Source organism: Micromonospora sp. RTBAU3-60 (genome assembly GCF_054963695.1).
The window spans coordinates 1-14,835 of the sequence record NZ_JBUEGB010000104.1; the positions used below are offsets into that span (position 1 = coordinate 1).

Annotated in this window: 17 protein-coding genes; 8 read left to right on the forward strand and 9 right to left on the reverse strand. The window is 70.2% G+C overall.

Annotation, left to right across the window (positions count from 1 at the left end; all coding sequences use genetic code 11):
• On the reverse strand, positions 1-1,062 hold a 1,062-nt coding region (locus ACY34I_RS38025; RefSeq protein ID WP_462760025.1), incomplete at its 3' end, for an RNA-guided endonuclease InsQ/TnpB family protein.
• A gap of 119 nt (positions 1,063-1,181) precedes the next feature.
• Between ACY34I_RS38025 and ACY34I_RS38030 the strand changes: the two genes are divergently transcribed.
• Positions 1,182-2,570: a hypothetical protein gene (locus ACY34I_RS38030; protein WP_462760026.1), complete on the forward strand. Its 1,389-nt coding sequence runs from the start codon at positions 1,182-1,184 to the stop codon at positions 2,568-2,570.
• An 89-nt stretch (positions 2,571-2,659) separates the two neighbouring features.
• Here ACY34I_RS38030 and ACY34I_RS38035 read toward each other — a convergent pair whose 3' ends face one another.
• The 5 genes from ACY34I_RS38035 to ACY34I_RS38055 all read right to left on the reverse strand — a co-directional run bounded on the left by ACY34I_RS38035 (position 2,660) and on the right by ACY34I_RS38055 (position 6,474).
• Positions 2,660-3,244, reverse strand: a complete 585-nt coding sequence (locus tag ACY34I_RS38035; protein WP_148797685.1) for a DUF3618 domain-containing protein — start codon at positions 3,242-3,244, stop codon at positions 2,660-2,662.
• A gap of 20 nt (positions 3,245-3,264) precedes the next feature.
• Positions 3,265-3,657 (reverse strand): phage holin family protein, encoded by a 393-nt coding sequence (locus ACY34I_RS38040; protein WP_462760028.1) that lies wholly within the window; start codon positions 3,655-3,657, stop codon positions 3,265-3,267.
• A complete protein-coding gene (locus ACY34I_RS38045; RefSeq protein WP_462760030.1) occupies positions 3,654-4,325 on the reverse strand; it encodes a hypothetical protein in 672 nt (223 codons plus the stop codon). The genes ACY34I_RS38040 and ACY34I_RS38045 overlap by 4 nt, the downstream gene beginning before the upstream one ends.
• Before the next feature lie 347 nt (positions 4,326-4,672).
• Positions 4,673-6,190 (reverse strand): sodium:solute symporter family protein, encoded by a 1,518-nt coding sequence (locus ACY34I_RS38050; protein WP_462760031.1) that lies wholly within the window; start codon positions 6,188-6,190, stop codon positions 4,673-4,675.
• The gene (locus ACY34I_RS38055; RefSeq protein WP_462760032.1) at positions 6,187-6,474 is read right to left on the reverse strand and encodes a DUF3311 domain-containing protein; all 288 of its coding nucleotides are present in this window, start codon (positions 6,472-6,474) and stop codon (positions 6,187-6,189) included. Before ACY34I_RS38055 ends, ACY34I_RS38050 begins: the two co-directional genes overlap by 4 nt.
• Before the next feature lie 219 nt (positions 6,475-6,693).
• On the opposite strand from ACY34I_RS38055, the gene ACY34I_RS38060 reads away from it, so the two are divergent.
• From ACY34I_RS38060 to ACY34I_RS38070, 3 genes are read left to right on the forward strand one after another with little or no spacing between them, the layout of a single operon-like run.
• The gene (locus ACY34I_RS38060; RefSeq protein WP_462760033.1) at positions 6,694-7,230 is read left to right on the forward strand and encodes a cupin domain-containing protein; all 537 of its coding nucleotides are present in this window, start codon (positions 6,694-6,696) and stop codon (positions 7,228-7,230) included.
• 23 nt (positions 7,231-7,253) lie between these two features.
• A complete protein-coding gene (locus ACY34I_RS38065) occupies positions 7,254-7,598 on the forward strand; it encodes a TIGR04076 family protein (protein WP_148797691.1) in 345 nt (114 codons plus the stop codon).
• Positions 7,599-7,614: 16 nt separating this feature from the next.
• Positions 7,615-8,616 (forward strand): LLM class flavin-dependent oxidoreductase, encoded by a 1,002-nt coding sequence (locus tag ACY34I_RS38070; protein ID WP_462760036.1) that lies wholly within the window; start codon positions 7,615-7,617, stop codon positions 8,614-8,616.
• A gap of 141 nt (positions 8,617-8,757) precedes the next feature.
• On the opposite strand, the gene ACY34I_RS38075 is transcribed toward ACY34I_RS38070, so the two are convergent.
• Positions 8,758-10,266, reverse strand: a complete 1,509-nt coding sequence (locus ACY34I_RS38075) for a pyridoxal phosphate-dependent decarboxylase family protein (RefSeq protein ID WP_462760037.1) — start codon at positions 10,264-10,266, stop codon at positions 8,758-8,760.
• A gap of 115 nt (positions 10,267-10,381) precedes the next feature.
• The gene (locus ACY34I_RS38080) at positions 10,382-11,218 is read right to left on the reverse strand and encodes a hypothetical protein (protein ID WP_462760038.1); all 837 of its coding nucleotides are present in this window, start codon (positions 11,216-11,218) and stop codon (positions 10,382-10,384) included.
• Positions 11,219-11,382: 164 nt separating this feature from the next.
• Between ACY34I_RS38080 and ACY34I_RS38085 the strand changes: the two genes are divergently transcribed.
• The 4 genes from ACY34I_RS38085 to ACY34I_RS38100 all read left to right on the forward strand — a co-directional run bounded on the left by ACY34I_RS38085 (position 11,383) and on the right by ACY34I_RS38100 (position 13,952).
• Positions 11,383-12,201, forward strand: coding sequence for an MOSC domain-containing protein (locus tag ACY34I_RS38085; protein WP_462760039.1), 819 nt, complete (start codon positions 11,383-11,385; stop codon positions 12,199-12,201).
• Positions 12,202-12,305: 104 nt separating this feature from the next.
• Complete coding sequence (locus tag ACY34I_RS38090; protein ID WP_462760040.1) at positions 12,306-13,061, forward strand: class I SAM-dependent DNA methyltransferase; 756 nt, start codon at positions 12,306-12,308, stop codon at positions 13,059-13,061.
• Between the two features lie 31 nt (positions 13,062-13,092).
• Entirely contained in the window at positions 13,093-13,386 is a 294-nt protein-coding gene (locus ACY34I_RS38095; protein WP_148804881.1) for a hypothetical protein, read from the forward strand.
• 158 nt (positions 13,387-13,544) lie between these two features.
• Positions 13,545-13,952: an MmcQ/YjbR family DNA-binding protein gene (locus ACY34I_RS38100; RefSeq protein WP_462760041.1), complete on the forward strand. Its 408-nt coding sequence runs from the start codon at positions 13,545-13,547 to the stop codon at positions 13,950-13,952.
• 82 nt (positions 13,953-14,034) lie between these two features.
• On the opposite strand, the gene ACY34I_RS38105 is transcribed toward ACY34I_RS38100, so the two are convergent.
• A partial coding sequence (locus ACY34I_RS38105; RefSeq protein WP_462760042.1) for a hypothetical protein occupies positions 14,035-14,835 on the reverse strand: 801 nt, incomplete at its 5' end.

Below are 14,835 nucleotides of genomic sequence, written 5' to 3' on the forward strand. Positions count from 1 at the left end.
AGGGCACGTCCAGGAGCGCTCGTTGAGGGCGAGTGTGGTGTTGATCCGTCCGCAGGTCGAGCAGGTTTTGGACGTGGGCAGCCACCGGTTGACGGGGATGACCTTCCGCCCGTACCACTGGGCTTTGTACTCCAGCATGCTGCGGAACTGACCCCAGGCCGCATCAGAGATGACGCGGGCCAGACGCCGGTTGCGGAGCATGTTGCGCACGCTGAGGTCTTCGATCGCGACCGTTTGGGTCTCACGGACGAGTCGAGTGGTCAGCTTGTGCAAATGGTCCCGCCGCCGGTCGGCGATCCGGGCGTGAATCCGGGCCACCTTCAGCCGGGCCTTCGCCCGGTTCGCGGAGCCCTTCTGTTTGCGGGACAGGTTCCGCTGCGCCTTGGCCAGCTTCCGCCGGTCAGCCTGCCCGTACCGCGGGTTGGCCACCTTCCCCTGCTCGTCACTCACCCCGAGCATCGGGTGGGACAGGGTGAGCAGACTGGTGATGCCCGCATCCACCCCCACCTCCGCCGCGGCGGGCGGCAGCGGCTTCACCGTCGGGTCCTCGACCAGCAGGGACACGAACCAGCGGCCCGCAGCATCCCGAGACACCGTGACCGTCGACGGCTCCACCCCTTCGGGCAACGGTCGGGACCACACGATGTTCAGCGGGGTGGTCATCTTGGCCAGAGTGAGCCGGCCGTCACGCCACCGGAACGCCGAGCGCGTGTACTCCGCCGACGCCCGCGACTTGCGCTTGGACTTGAACCTCGGATACCGGGCCCGCTTGTCCCAGAACGCCACGAACCCGGCCTGCAGATGCCGCAACGTCTGCTGCAACGGCACCGACGACACCTCGTTCAGGAACGCCAACTCATCGGTGCGTTTCCACTCCGTCAGCCACCCCGACGACTGCACGTACGTGGTGCGCTGCCGGTCCACCGCCCACGCCCGAGTCCGCGCCTCCAACGCCCGGTTGTAGACCAGACGCACGCAACCGAACGTGCGGTTCAACTGTGCGGCCTGCTCCGCAGACGGATAGAAGCGGTACTTGTACGCCCGCTTCACCACCTCACCCACGCCTCACAAGTTACCGTCCACGTACGACACTCACCCCAAGGGAGGAAGCGGCGTTTCCTCCCGGCCCTAAACGGCCGGGTTTCCACGCTGCAATTCCGATGATTCGGCCGGAGGTGGCCATGAGGCTGCCGCGGGAGGTCGCCGGCTTCGACTCCGCGTCCGCGATGGTGGTGGCGTTGGCCCGGTTCCTGCACGGTCGTGGCACGCCGCCGCTGGGCAATCCCGCCTTCCGGGCGTTGCGACCTGCCGCTGCGGTGGCCGCCCGATTGCCGGTGACCACCCGTCAGTGGATCTACAGCGTGTTCAGCGGTGCCGAGGGGCGCCGCGAGGCGGACGTCGCGCGGATCGACGCCGAGAGCGTCGCCGCCTCGGTTGCTGTTCTCTATCCGCGCCGCCGCTACCCGGCGGTGGTGATCGGTTCCTCCAACGGCGCGCTGACGCACCTCTGCGCCGCGCTGGGGGTGCCCTGGCTGCCGCAGACGCTGCTGCTCCCCGTACGCCAGCAGCAGGTCCCAACGGATGACCCGATGCGGGCGGCGCACGCGTTCGACCGGACCGCCCGCGCCCTGCTCGATCGCAATCCCGCTCTGGTGCTGCACCATATGCACGACCCGAACCAGGATCGCCTCACCCTGCGCCGGATGGCGTACTTCCGGGTCAAATACACCCGACTGGGCCGGGCATACGAGAAGTTCATCACCGACGTCCTCGAACCGGGCGGCACCATCCTGATCGCCGAATGCGGCCAACAGTGGCCTACCACCCGCATCGGCCGGCGCCACCTTTTTCAGCTCGGTGCCGTCGGCGGCATGCCGCCTGAGGAATATCGCACCGGCGGCCCGCGGGTAGCGGACTATCTACGCCGATATGGGGCTGCGGTGTCAGGATGGCAGGCGCCGCCGGCCGATGCCGACAGCCCGGAAGCGGAGTGGGGCTTCGAGCCGGCGCTCCGCGACGACATCACCGCCTTCGCCGAGCGTCACGGGTTCCGGACGACCCGGTTGATGTTCGACCAGCCCGAGGACCTCAGCCCGGCGATCGCAGACCTCTATCGGTGGTGGTACCGGCAACGAGCGTTGCCAGCCAACCGGCTGCTGATCGACTCATTCATCCTGCTCGACCCCTGGTGGACGCTGCGCACCGGCAGCGTGCCGTACTGGACGGCCTTTCCGGTCCAGCCGTCCCTGGCTGGCCTGCACCGCTACCTGGACGGCGGCGACGGCTACGACTACCTGCACCTGGCACTGTTCTGTCACGGCGTCGACTCGGTCGGAGTGGCGACCGCCGGGCAGTGGCGTCAACTTCTGCGGCGGGCCCGGATCGAAGGAGTCTTCGCCGGTGTCTCACCGAGCCGGTACCCCAACGACCCGTACACCTTCTTCGGTCACCAGCGGGCACTGCGCGCCATCCCGGACCGGTATCCCAATCCGCAGCCCCTGCCGCTCACCGCGTTCAAGGCATTCCTGCGCGATGCCCCGCACCGGTATCCCCGAGTGGAGATCGTCTGACCGGTGGAACGACCTGGTCCGCTGCTCACGGTCGCTCCAGCGGCGGGGCGGACCCGCGTCAGCGAGCCCGCCCCGTCACCGTCCGGCGCTCAACCCTGCCGGAGCTCACCCGCAGCTCCCTTGGCCTGCCCCTGCACCTGCTGGGCGGCCGACTGGGTCTGGCCGCGCACGGCCGACGCGCCGTGTACGGCTGTGGATCCGAGCGACTGGGCCGCCTGCTTCGCGGGCTCGCGCAGGTTGTCCCGCATCTGGTGACCGACCTGGCTGGCCTGCTGTCGCAGTTCGCCCGCATGCTGGCTGGCCATTCCCTTGGCCTGGCCGGCCCACTGCCGCTCGGGGCGGCTGGGCGGGATCAGCGCGGAGACGAGCATTCCGGCGCCGAAGGCGATCAGGCCGGCGGCCAGGGGGTTGCCCTGAGCCTGCTGCCCGACTTCGCGGGCCTGGTTCCGCATCGATCCGGCGGCGGAGGACATCTGCTGGCCGGGGCCGTGCCCGTCCGTGGGTGTGCCCATCATCTTCTCCTTGACCCGGTTGAGCGCGTCGCGCGCCTGGCCCACGCGGTCACCGGCGATCCGCCGTGGGTCGACCCTGTCGGTTAGCGCGTCAACGTCGCTGACCAACTCGCTGCGCGTCTGTTCGATCTGCTGTCGGATCTGGTCCGGATCAGTCGACATCGTGTGCTCCTCCCGCTCGTTCACCGGCCGCGCAGGGCGTCCGGCATCTGCCGTGCGGTCTGTTGCGTCCGGGGCAGCACCGCGCGGAGCTGCCGCAGCTTCGCCCGCCCGACCACGGCGAGGATGGCAGTGACGATCGCCCACACCCCCGCCACGATGAGTGCGGCCCAGCTCTGGTCCATCACGTTGGACAGACCCCACCAGCCGGCGTACGAGACGAACAGCACGGTCAGGAAGCCGGCCAGCGCGGCACCGGCGAACATGCCGCCGGCCTTGCCGGCCTGGCTCGCCTCCTCGCGCAGTTCCGCCTTGGCCAGCGCGATCTCCTGGCGGACCAGCGTCGACATGTCACGGGTCACGTCACCCAGCAGCTCACCGACCGACTGGGTGCGCTCCTTCGCCGGGGCGCTCACGGTGCCACCCCGCCCGGGATGTCCGTCTCCCGCCGGCCCGCCGGCGACGCGTGTTCCGCCCGCGCCGTCCCCGCGTAGGGCCCTTCGCCGGAGTACGGAGCCTCGACCGCCTGCTGACCGGCCGGCCCCGGTTGGCCAGACTGCGCGGTCTGACCCATTTGTTCGCTCGGGCGCTTCCCGTTCCCGGACGTCAGGTTTCGGGTCAGCCGGCCGGCCAGGACTCCGGCCACCGCCGCGCCAGCGAGAAACATCCCCGGGTGCTGGCGGGCGTACCCGCGCACGTCGTCCAGCACCTCGCCGGGTTCACGCTCGTCGAGCCACCCGGCGGCCCGGTCCGCGACCGTCGCCGCCTGCCGGACAGCCTGGCCGGCCAGCCCGCTGTCTGCGCCACGGTCGGCCATCGAGCCGAGATCCCGGCCGAGACCGCGCAACCCCTCCGCAGCCCGATGCTGCTGGGACCGCGCCTGGTCGCGCACCTGCGAGGTGGCCTCCCCGGTCAGGTGCCGCGCCTCCTGCCGCGCCTGCGCAGCCACCTGCCGGCCTTGCTCGGCGGCGGCGTGGCCGACCTGTCCGCCCGCCTGCGCGGCCTGCTGGCCCACCCGGGACGCCGCCTGTTGAGCCTGCTCGGCGGTGCCGCTCGGCGGTCTGCTCTGGTTGATCGCCGTCATCGCATGCTCCTCTCCTCGGCTCCGCGCCAGGTACAGCCCGGAACTCAAGCCGCGTACCCCCACCGCCCGACCACATTCGCCCGCCTCGGGCAACAAGAGAGGTGGCCGTTGGTCAGGCGGTCACGGCGAGGACAAGCCCGCGCCAGGCGTGCCGACCGTCGCTGCGGGGCACCGGCAGGTCGAGGCGGGCGGACCCGGTAGCCAGCGGGCGAAAGGTGGACGGGTACGCCCGTCCAGTCTGAATCCGTACCCGTATCTGAAACGCCCTTACCGGGCCGACCGGGGGGAGGAGCCTCGGCTGGGGCGGGGGTGCATGAGCGCCCGGTCATGCACCCCCGCACCGTTTCCTAGCTGCGGATGGTCGCGGGCTGCGCCGGACCGTGGGCGGCGACGTCCTCGGCGCGCAGGGCGTGCCCGACCGCGACGGCCTCGTCGGCCGGGCGTGGTGTGATCAGGCTGACCAGCACGGTCACCACGAGGTTGATCGCCATGGCGATCAGGCCGGGTTCCCAGTCGGGCAGATGGCTAGCCCAGAAGGTCTTCGCGAACGGGGCGAGCAGCGCGACGAACCCGACCGTGATCCCGGCCAGCACGCCGATCGCGGTGACCCGCCGCCACAGGAAGGCGAGGAAGACCGCCGGGGCGAGCATCCCGATCGCCGAGTACGCGTAGAGCAGGATGTCGACCAGCGAGTCGCTGCGGCCGAGAGTCAGCCACACGGCGATCGCGGCGAAGGCGATCATGGAGACCCTGGACAGCAGCAGAGCCTGCCGCTCGTCGAGGTTTCTGCGCAGCGGCGCCACGACGTTGCGGGTGAACACGGAGCCGGAGGTCAGCAGCAGGACCGAGCCGGGGGCCAGGGCGAGCAGGAAGCCGGTGCCGGCGACGAGGCCGATCACCCACGCCGGGTACCGGTCGGTGACGAACTGCAGCAGGGCCGCGTTGAGGTTGCCATCCGCCGGCTGGGTGCCGGCCACCAGCGCGGCGAAACCCAGCAGGATGATGAAGAAGTAGGCGAGCGAGTACAACGGTTGCCAGATGGCGTTGCGGCGGATCGCCCGGCCGCTCTTCGCGGAGTACGACACCTGGAACAGGTGCGGGAACACCCAGTTGCCGAGGGCCACGTTCAACGCTGACGTCATCAGCCAGACGGGACCCGTGGGCGAGGCGGGGTCGATGCCGGGCAGCTTGCCGATACCGGGATGGGCCTGCTCGGCGAGCCGGAAGACGTCGAACATCGACGCCGCGCCGACCTTGGCTGCCACGGTCGCCGACAACAGCACGACGACGAGGACCATCAGGATGTCCTTGACCGCCGCGGCGAAGGCGGCGGAGCGGAGGCCGGCCAGGTAGACGAAGGCGAGCATGACCACCGCTGCGATGATCACCGCAGCCGTCGTCGACAGGGTGCGGCCCAGCGCCAGCTGCACGATCAGGCTGAGGCTGACGAGCTGGATCTGCACGTACACGACCAGGGCGGCGATGCCGACGAGACCGGCGACCACACCGAGCCAGGGGGCGCCGAACCGGGCGGCGAAGAAGTCGCCCTGCGTGATCAGTCCGTGCTTCCGCCCGGCGCGCCAGATCTTGGGCATCAGCCAGTAGCCGATGGCGTAGCTGAGGGAGACCGAGCAGAAGGCCAGGTACGCCGGTGCGCCGAGGGCCCACGCGTAGCCGGAGATGCCGAGCACCGCGAAGGTCGTGTACACCTCGCCGGCGTTGATGAACCAGAACAGCAGGGTGCCGAGCCGGCGACCGCCGACCGCCCATTCGGCGACGTTGGTCCTGCGCGAGGCGCGCCGGCCGTAGCCGATCGCCCCGGCCGCCGTGCCCAGCAGGATCACCAGCACGATCGCGAGGGTCATGACTGCTCACCCACTCTCGGCTCGGTTGCCGCCGCGAACTGCCGCTCCTCCTCGTCGACACCGGCGGCCCGGTCGAGCCGGAACACCACACCGACGATGATCGTCGTGGCGACGATCCCGAGCATCTGCCAGAGCATGGGGAACGGGATGTGCAGCGGCGCCAGCTTGACGTCGTTGACGACGGGCACCAGGGCGACCTGCCAGATGAACGGGATCACGAGCAGCCACCGGTGGACCGTGGATCGACGCGCCGGGGCCTGCTCGGGGGGATCGAGCGATGCCATGACTCTCCTGAAATCCGAGCGGCGGTACGGCCGCCGTCAGCCGCCTGTGCAGCGCTACTGCACGATGAGGCGCGACGCTAGGCCCACCGGGGGACCTCGTCAAGACCCGCGCACCTGGCCTCCGCTGGGTTGACGGCACGTTCCGGCGCCCCTACCGTGCAGTGCCAAGCATGCAGTGAGCCTGCATGTCTCGGGGTGTGAGACGGGGAGGATGCCAGGGTGATCGGCGACCGGCTGCATGAGCTTCGCGCCGCGCGCGGCCTGAGCCTTCGCACGCTGGCCGCCGAGGCGGGCGTGTCGGCGACCCTGCTCAGCCAGATCGAGCGCGGCGTCACCGAGCCGAGTCTGGCGACCCTGCGCCGGCTCGCCACGGTCTTCGGCGAATCGGTGGCCTCGCTCTTCGCCGACCCCGCCGCGCCGTCGGTCTGGATCAGCCAGCCGGGGCAGCGGACCACCCTCGGGGCCCCGAACGGGCAGATCCGCTACGAGCGGCTCACCCCCGGCAACGGGCAGCTTGAGGTGCTGCACGCGACCCTCGCACCCGGTGAGGTCTCCAGCGAGGAACCCTGGAGCCATCCATCGCTGGAGTGCGCATACGTGGTGGCGGGCACGCTGACCGTCGAGGTCGGCCGGGCGACGTACACCGTCACCGCGGGCGAGAGCATCACCCTCGACTCCCACCAGCCACACCGATACCGCAACACCTCGGACACGACCACGGAAATCGTGCTGGCCATCAACCCGCCGACTCCGTGACTGTCGGCGGGAAAGGAAGGGACATGGCCAAGCACGAGTCAGACACCGGGTCCGACGGCGACATGGAGCTCTACGACCTGCGGGTCCAGGTGGAGCGCATCGAGGGCCGCTCGGTATGCGGCATGGAGGTCGGCGACTGGTTCGAGGTCACCAACAGCGCCCACCTTCGCCTGCCCGAGGGCCGGCACTTCTGCGTGTACGCGCTGGCGTCGGTCCTGCCGTTCCTCGCGGCCAAGCAGCGCGACCTGGCCGCCGGGGACTGGCTGGCCCAGGACTCGTTGTTCGCCTGCCCGGATCCGGAGGAACGGCTGATCATGCGGGTCGACCGCACCTGCCGGCGCCGGATGAACTCCGCCGACCTGACCTGACAGCCTGAGGAGAGACGTGACCGCAGCAGAGTTCGGCCTGGGGCTGCAGAGCGACAAGCGGGCCGGCGACTACGGTCGCTTGGCGCGCAGCGCGGAGCGGGCCGGCTTCGACGTGCTGACCGTGTTCAGCGATCTGATGTACCAGCCGCCGATCTTCCCGCTGCTGGAGATGGCCGCCGCGACCGAACGCGTCCGGCTCGGCGCGGCCTGCCTGAACCCATACTCGATGGCCCCGTACGAGATCGCCGGACAGGTGGCCGCCCTCGATCTGGCGTCCCACGGCCGCGCGTACCTCGGGCTGGCCCGTGGCACCTGGCTGGGAACCGTCGGCATCGACCAGCCCCGGCCGCTCACCGCGCTCGACGAGGCCGCGCAGGTCGTCTACCGGCTGCTGCGCGGCGACACCGGCGGCTTCGACGGGCGGATGTTCCGCCTCGCACCAGACACCGTCCTGCGCTACCCGGTTCACCGCCCCGATCCGCCGTTGCTGATCGGTGCCTGGGGCCCGAAGGGCGCCGCGCTCGCCGGCCGGATCGCCGACGAGATCAAGGTCGGTGGAAGCGCCAACCCCGCCATGGTCCCCGTGATCCGCGACCGGCTACGGGTCGGCGCCGAACGGGCAGGCCGCGGTATCGACGACATCGGGATCGTGTTCGGCGCGGTCACCGTCGTCGACCGCGACGGCCCGGCCGCCCGGGCACGCGCGCGCACCGAGGTCGCCATGTACCTCGCGGTCGTCGCCGACCTCGACCCCACGGCGGACCTTCCGAGCGACCTGTTGGACCGGGTGAAAGTCCTCGTCGACGCCGGTCAGCACGAGGCGGCCGGCCGCCTCGTCCCCGACGACGTGCTCGACCTGTTCGCCTTCTCCGGCACCCCCGAGCAGGTGGCCGCCCAGGCCCAGGCCCTCATCGACGCCGGCGTGCGCAGGGTCGAGTTCGGCACCCCGCACGGGCTCGACGACCAACGTGGGGTGGAGCTGCTCGGTGGCGAGGTGCTGCCCATGCTCCGCCGGTAGCGACCGCCACCACCCTGGCAGTCGCCGGCCAGGAGACGCGCCGGGCATGGATCCTGACGCCACCGAACCACTCGCGCCTGACCGTGGCCCCAGCGATACCGACCCGCCGGGGCCAACCAGCGATCAGCCCAGTTCCAGTCGTCAGGCTGCCTCCTCGATCGCCTCCTCGGCGGCGCGGCGCACGTCGTCGAGCAGGATCTGCATGTCACGACGGGTGGTGCGGTAGTTGAGCACGCAGCCCCGCAACGCGAAGCGACCGTTGATGGTGGCGTTGGACAGGTACGAACTGCCGGCCCGCTGCAGTGCCAGCATGATCCGTTCGTTGAGGCGGTCGAGCTCCTCCTCGACGGCCTCGGACCGCGAGCCGGCACGGGCCGCCGGCGGCAGGTAGCGGAAGCAGAAGATGGACAGCTCGACCGGGGCGAGCAGCTCGAAGTCGTCGCTGCCCTCGACCAGCTCGGCCACGTGACGGGCGCAGTCGAGGTTGCCCTCGATCGCGTCGGCGACAGCTCGCGAACCGGCGTGCGCCAACGCCATCCACACCTTGAGCGCCCGGAACCGCCGGGACAGGTCCGGGCCGTAGTCCCAGAAGGCGAAGGCCTCGGCCGGCTCGGTCTGCATGACCCGCGTGTAGTCCGCGTCCAGGCTGAAGGCGGGCCGCGCCGCCTCAGGGTCGCGGTAGATGAGGCAGCCGCAGTCCGCGGGCAGGTAGAGCCACTTGTGCGGATCCAGGGCGATCGAGTCGGCCTCCGCCATGCCGTCGAAGAGGGGACGGGCGGAGGGCGCGAGCCGCGCGAAGCCGCCATAGCACGCGTCGATGTGCATCCACAGCCCGTACCGCCGGGCGACCGCTGCGATCTCGGCCAGCGGGTCGACGGCGCCGGTGACGACGGTGCCGGCGTTCGCCACCACGCACAACGGTTCCGCCCCGGCGGCCCGGTCCCCCTCGATGGCGCGCACGAGGGCGTCGACGTCCATCCGGAAACCGGCGTCCACCGGGATCTCCCGGACGTTCGCCCGCCCGATCCCGAGCAGCGCGGCGGCCTTGTGGATCGAGTGGTGGGTCTCGGTGGAAGCGTAGACCCGCAGCGGTGCCGGGTGGGCGGCCGCACCGTGGGTGGCGACCGCGTCGCCGCAGTGGCGGTGCCGTGCCGCGGCGAGCGCGGTGAAGTTGGCCATCGATCCGCCGCTGGTGAACAGGCCCCCGGCGCCCGGGTCGCAGCCCAGGGCCTCCTTGATCCAGTCGATGGCCACGTGCTCCAGCTCGACCGGAGCCGGCGCCGACCGCCACGCAGGGAGGTTCGCGTTCAGCGCCGACGCGAGGAAGTCCGCCACCGCAGCAACCGGGATGCCCGGCGCCGACACATACCCGAAGAAGCGGGGATGCCCGTTGTGCCGGCTTCCGGGCACGACCACCTCACGGAACACCGTGAGCAGGTCGACGAAGTCACGACCCTCCACGGGCAGCGGCTCGGCGAGCAACTCCCTCAACGCGGCAGCGGAGGTGTGCGGAGCGATGGGCAGATCCCGGATCGAGTCGTGGTAAGCGGCGACCCACTCGACGGCGCGCGCACCCATGTCCCGGATCTGCTCCGTCGACGGGTCCAGGGCGGGGTCGACGCCGCGCCCTGCGGGTGAGATCGAAGTCATGGCCCGGAGAATAGTTCGGATCAAGTCTTGCGGTCGCCCGCGCCGCCGCCAACGCCCTGCGGAAGACGTGGCCGGCAGGTGGTACGTCACGATCCCGCGACGCGGCGTGCGGACATCACCGCGGGGCAGCGACGCCGAGCCTCTCACGCCAGACATCCGGGCACACGTCATGGCCCCACAACACCGCCCGGCCGGCGCAGGCAGCGACCGTGGCCACCGTCCGGACGAACGACAGACTCAACTCCCCCCACTCGCTCGCCGAGAATCCGCCACGCTTCGACCGATCCGCCATCGCCGCGAACGTCGGCTCGTACCGGGGTAGGTCCAGCCGGTCGAGACGCGCCGCCAAATCGGCGGTCTCGGCGACGGTCAGCCAACCGTGAATACCCTCGGTGACGCCGAACTGGTAGCCCACCGCCGCGCCGCGCGTGGCGAGCGCGTCGAGCAGATTCCGCAGCGGGTCGCCGGCGGGCACATCCTGGCGCTCCAGCACCGGCAGGTAGAAGTCCGGGGTGATGGTACGACCAAGGAATTGTGACGACCCCAGGCAGCGCAGTGCCACGAGCGCCTCATGGACGGCATTCAATTCCTCGACGACCTGCTGGTCTCCACCCTGATGGAACCGGCAGCGTACGCGCTCGGGGCAGGTGAGTGACGAGCACGTGAGTAGCTTGCCGGCGGAGCGGTCCACCTCGCGGCCCCCGAGGTATCGCAGGTCGCGACCGAGCCACGTGCAGTACCGTGCGAGATCCGTGGGCTGCTCCCGCAGTTGCGCGGCCAACCGCGGCCACACCACGTCGTAGCCGTACTCGCCCATTGGCGTCGCCGACCGGAACACGTCGCCCAGCCACGGCACCGGCTCACCGGTGCGCAGCAGGTCCACGAACGCCGGCACGACCTCGTCGCGGTAGCGCTGGTAGTCGAACACGAAGATCTCGGCATCCGCGCCCATGGCCACCCCTCGCAGACAGAGCCGGAGAACGGCAGTCTTCCACAAGGCGCGGACACGCAGCCCAGCTCCAGTAGCTCCACCGCTCGGCGTAGCCACCCGGTGACGATGACGCGCAGCGCCGGACCGGCGCACTGTCCGGCGCAGCTTGAGCCAAGATGGTCAACATGCAGACCGTCGTCGGGCTCGTCCGTTATCCCCTGAAGAGCGCGCAGGGGGAGAGCCTGGAGGCGGCGGATGTCGACCACGACGGCCTGCACGGTGACAGGCTGTGGGCGTGCCTCGACGACAGTGACGGGACGATCGGCAGCGCCAAACATCCCCGCAGGTGGGGCCGCCTGCTTGACGTCGGCGCGACGCTGCGCGATGGCGCCGGCAACCAGGCATTGGTGGTGACCGTCGACGGGCGGAGCCTGCTTGCCGGCACCGCGGATGCGGACGCAGCGCTCAGCAGCCACCTGAACCGCAGGGTGCGCCTGAGCCAGGACGTGCCGGCCGACACCAAAATCCACCGACTGCTGCCCGATGAGGCCGGCATGGTGCCCGAGTGGATGGACGCTGCCCGTCCCGGTCAGGAAACGATCTCTGCCTTCGGCGGAGCTCAACGCAAGGGACGGTTCGTCGACTTCGGCGCCGTCCACATCGTGACCACCGGCGCCCTGGCCATGCTGGGCCAGAAGGTGGGCCAAACGGGTGTGACCGCGGCGCGCTTCCGTCCGAACCTCGTCCTCGACGCAGCGCACGACCCGGAACCCGGGCAGGAACTGCGGTTGGGTGACGTCGTGTTGCGGGTGATCGCGCCAACTCCGCGGTGTGTCGTACCCGGGCTCGGGCAGGGCCAGCTACCCGCCGACCGGTCGCTGCTCAGCGCGCTGGCGAAGCATCATCGAGTCCTCGTGCCCGGATTCGGACGCGCGGCCTGCTTCGGCACCTATGCCGAGGTCCTACAGCCGGGCCGGATTCGACTCGGCCAACGGGTTCACTGAGGACGTACCCCCGCCGCTGGCTGCCGTGACCCGCAGCGTGCCCGGTCGGCCGTCCCCGCGTAAATGGGTGGCGTGGGCGCAGGAAGGCGAGCAGGCTCGCAACCGTGACGAGCAGTGACCTGTGGGACGAGGACACCGCGGAGCGGTACGACGACCTCTCGGCCGAGATGTTCGCACCCCATGTGCTCGACCCCGCCGTGGACTTCCTCGTCCGCCTGGCGGGGTCCGGCCCCGCGCTGGAGTTCGCGATCGGCACGGGTCGGGTGGCGATCCCGCTCGCCGCCCGTGGCATCTCCGTGACCGGGATCGAACTGTCGCAGCCGATGGTCAACCGGCTGCGGCGCAAGGTGCCCGCGGAGCAGCTGCCGGTCGTCGTCGGTGACATGGCCACGACGAGAGTCCCCGGCCAGTTCTCGCTCGTGTACGTCGTGTGGAACAGCATCGGCAACCTGTGCACCCAGGACGAGCAGGTGCAGTGCTTCCGCAACGCGGCCCGGCACCTGTCGCCGGGCGGTCGGTTCGTCATCGAGCTGTGGGTGCCCGGCATCCGGCGGTTCCCGCCAGGGCAGTCGGCGGTGCCGTTCGAGGTGACCGACCAGCATGTCGGCTTCGACACCTACGACATGGCCACGCAGCAGGGAACCTCGCACCACTACCGGCGGCTCGATGATGGGAGTACGCGCTACGGCTACAGCAACTTCCGCTACATCTGGCCCGCCGAGTGCGACCTCATGGCGCGGCTGGCCGGTTTGACGCTGGAGCAGCGTGTGGCGGACTGGGACGGGGCGCCCTTCACCTCCGACAGCGAGAGCCACGTGTCGGTCTGGCGGAAGCCACTCGACGCCACCCATGAGGGGTAGCCCAGCCGATGCTGCATGAGAAAATGCGCCCATGAGCAGCGACACCGCCCTTGAGGTCAGCGCCCTGGCGATCAACGTCACGATCCCCGAGGGGCTCCGCTGGACCGACACCCGACGCGGTGAGCAGTTCACGCTGACCACACTCAACGTCCGGCTCCTCCCGGACGGGCGCCTCGCCGCGAAGGCCTACGGCCGGCCCACCGCCGGCGGCCGCGGCACATACGTCTCGTTTCCCGTGCCCAACAGGCCCGAGCTGGTGGCCCTGGTCGATGAGGCTGCCAGCCGCGCCGGCGCACTGTGGGCCGCCCACCGGGGTCTCAGCTGAGGTGCCACTGCGGTGCCGGGGCAGGCGCGCCGACCCGCGAGGCCAGCATGCTCCTCAGGTAGCTCTGTCGCTACCGGGCGGACTAACGGGTTCTGCCCGGCGGTGGGGCGGTGGTTACGCTGTACGGATGCAGGAGGCGGTGGGCTGGAGCGACGTCGATGGCTGACGCCGACGATGTCCGTCAGCTGGCGCTGGCGCTGCCTCACGTGGTCGAGATCGACAGTGACGGCTTCGACTTTCGGGTGGCCGACAAAGGGTTCGTCTGGTCCTACCCCGAGCGCCGGCCCGGCACGTCGCGCCTCATCCGGACCGACATCGCGGTGCTCTACGTCGGCGACGAGGCCGAGAAGCAGGCACTGCTCCTCGGCGATCCGGAGCTCTTCTTCACGACGCCCGCGTACGACGGGCTGCCCCTGGTCATGTTGAGGTTGCCGCAGGTAAGCGTCGATCGTCTCGAGGAACTCGTCACCGACGCGTGGCGCATGCGTGCCCCGGACTCGCTCGTCGGCGACCTCGACGACGGCACCAACTCGTTGAACCCAGACCTAACGAGAGCCGATCAGTAGGCCAGGGAGGATCCCCGAGCCCTAGGTTGACTCGGTTGAAGCTGGCTCGATCACTGTCTGCGCCCGGGAAAGGTCACGCGAGTCAGAGGCAACACCAGCAGTACAGGCCCTCGCCTGCGTCTCGCGCGCGCTGTGCGAGCGCGGCGACCTCCCTGATGACCGGCAGCATCTGGTCGTCAGACAACGGGCCTCCCCACGCCAACTCCTCGATCCGGCCCCATCGCGCCGACAGCTCAGGCAATTGCGCGTCGTTGATCGAGGCGAGGGTGTCCCGCGCGGCGCGGTCGAGCGACATCAGCCATGGCCCGTCCTGCTCGTCCCCACTCCACAGCAGCTTGAGATCGACCAGGTCCACCTGCCACTCGACACCTCGAACGAAACTCACGAGCTTGCCGAGGGTCACTGCGGGCTCGATGCCCTTGAGGTCGACCGCATCGACAGCTACGCCGTTTCCGCTGACCGCGGCCGGCCCGCCATCGAGATCCTCCATCAGCTTCACAGCCGCGGCGTCGTCTTTCGCCCGGAAGTAGTCATACAACACGCCCATGGCACGCAGTCCACCACAGGGATACGACACGGCGCGGGTGACGTCCAGGTTGTCGAAGCTCTCACCATTTTCCTCGATCAGGTCGTAGGGCCACTCTGGATTGATGTCACCCTCGCAGCGCGAGCAGGTGATCCGGGTGGTGTTCTCGCCGGCGTCGATCAGGGTGACGCGCTCGTAGAACTCGTGGTCGACCTGCTCGACGTCGTCGGCGGGGCCGGAGAAGAGCCCGGCGACGTAGGCCACGGCGGCGTCGGTGGCCGCGGGCGTGGGCTGCCAACCGGGGTCGGTCGGGATCAGACGGAGGTACCCATCACTCACGTGCTCAGGATTCCTGAT

Coding starts and splice junctions, on each gene's coding strand:
- ACY34I_RS38055 (WP_462760032.1), bottom strand. CDS start 6,474: ATGGCATCGCTCGATCCCCCCGAGCAGGCCCCGGCGCGTCGATCCACG.
- ACY34I_RS38075 (WP_462760037.1), bottom strand. CDS start 10,266: ATGACTTCGATCTCACCCGCAGGGCGCGGCGTCGACCCCGCCCTGGAC.
- ACY34I_RS38095 (WP_148804881.1), top strand. CDS start 13,093: ATGAGCAGCGACACCGCCCTTGAGGTCAGCGCCCTGGCGATCAACGTC.
- ACY34I_RS38085 (WP_462760039.1), top strand. CDS start 11,383: ATGCAGACCGTCGTCGGGCTCGTCCGTTATCCCCTGAAGAGCGCGCAG.
- ACY34I_RS38045 (WP_462760030.1), bottom strand. CDS start 4,325: ATGACGGCGATCAACCAGAGCAGACCGCCGAGCGGCACCGCCGAGCAG.
- ACY34I_RS38065 (WP_148797691.1), top strand. CDS start 7,254: ATGGCCAAGCACGAGTCAGACACCGGGTCCGACGGCGACATGGAGCTC.
- ACY34I_RS38100 (WP_462760041.1), top strand. CDS start 13,545: ATGGCTGACGCCGACGATGTCCGTCAGCTGGCGCTGGCGCTGCCTCAC.
- ACY34I_RS38030 (WP_462760026.1), top strand. CDS start 1,182: ATGAGGCTGCCGCGGGAGGTCGCCGGCTTCGACTCCGCGTCCGCGATG.
- ACY34I_RS38035 (WP_148797685.1), bottom strand. CDS start 3,244: ATGTCGACTGATCCGGACCAGATCCGACAGCAGATCGAACAGACGCGC.
- ACY34I_RS38080 (WP_462760038.1), bottom strand. CDS start 11,218: ATGGGCGCGGATGCCGAGATCTTCGTGTTCGACTACCAGCGCTACCGC.
- ACY34I_RS38050 (WP_462760031.1), bottom strand. CDS start 6,190: ATGACCCTCGCGATCGTGCTGGTGATCCTGCTGGGCACGGCGGCCGGG.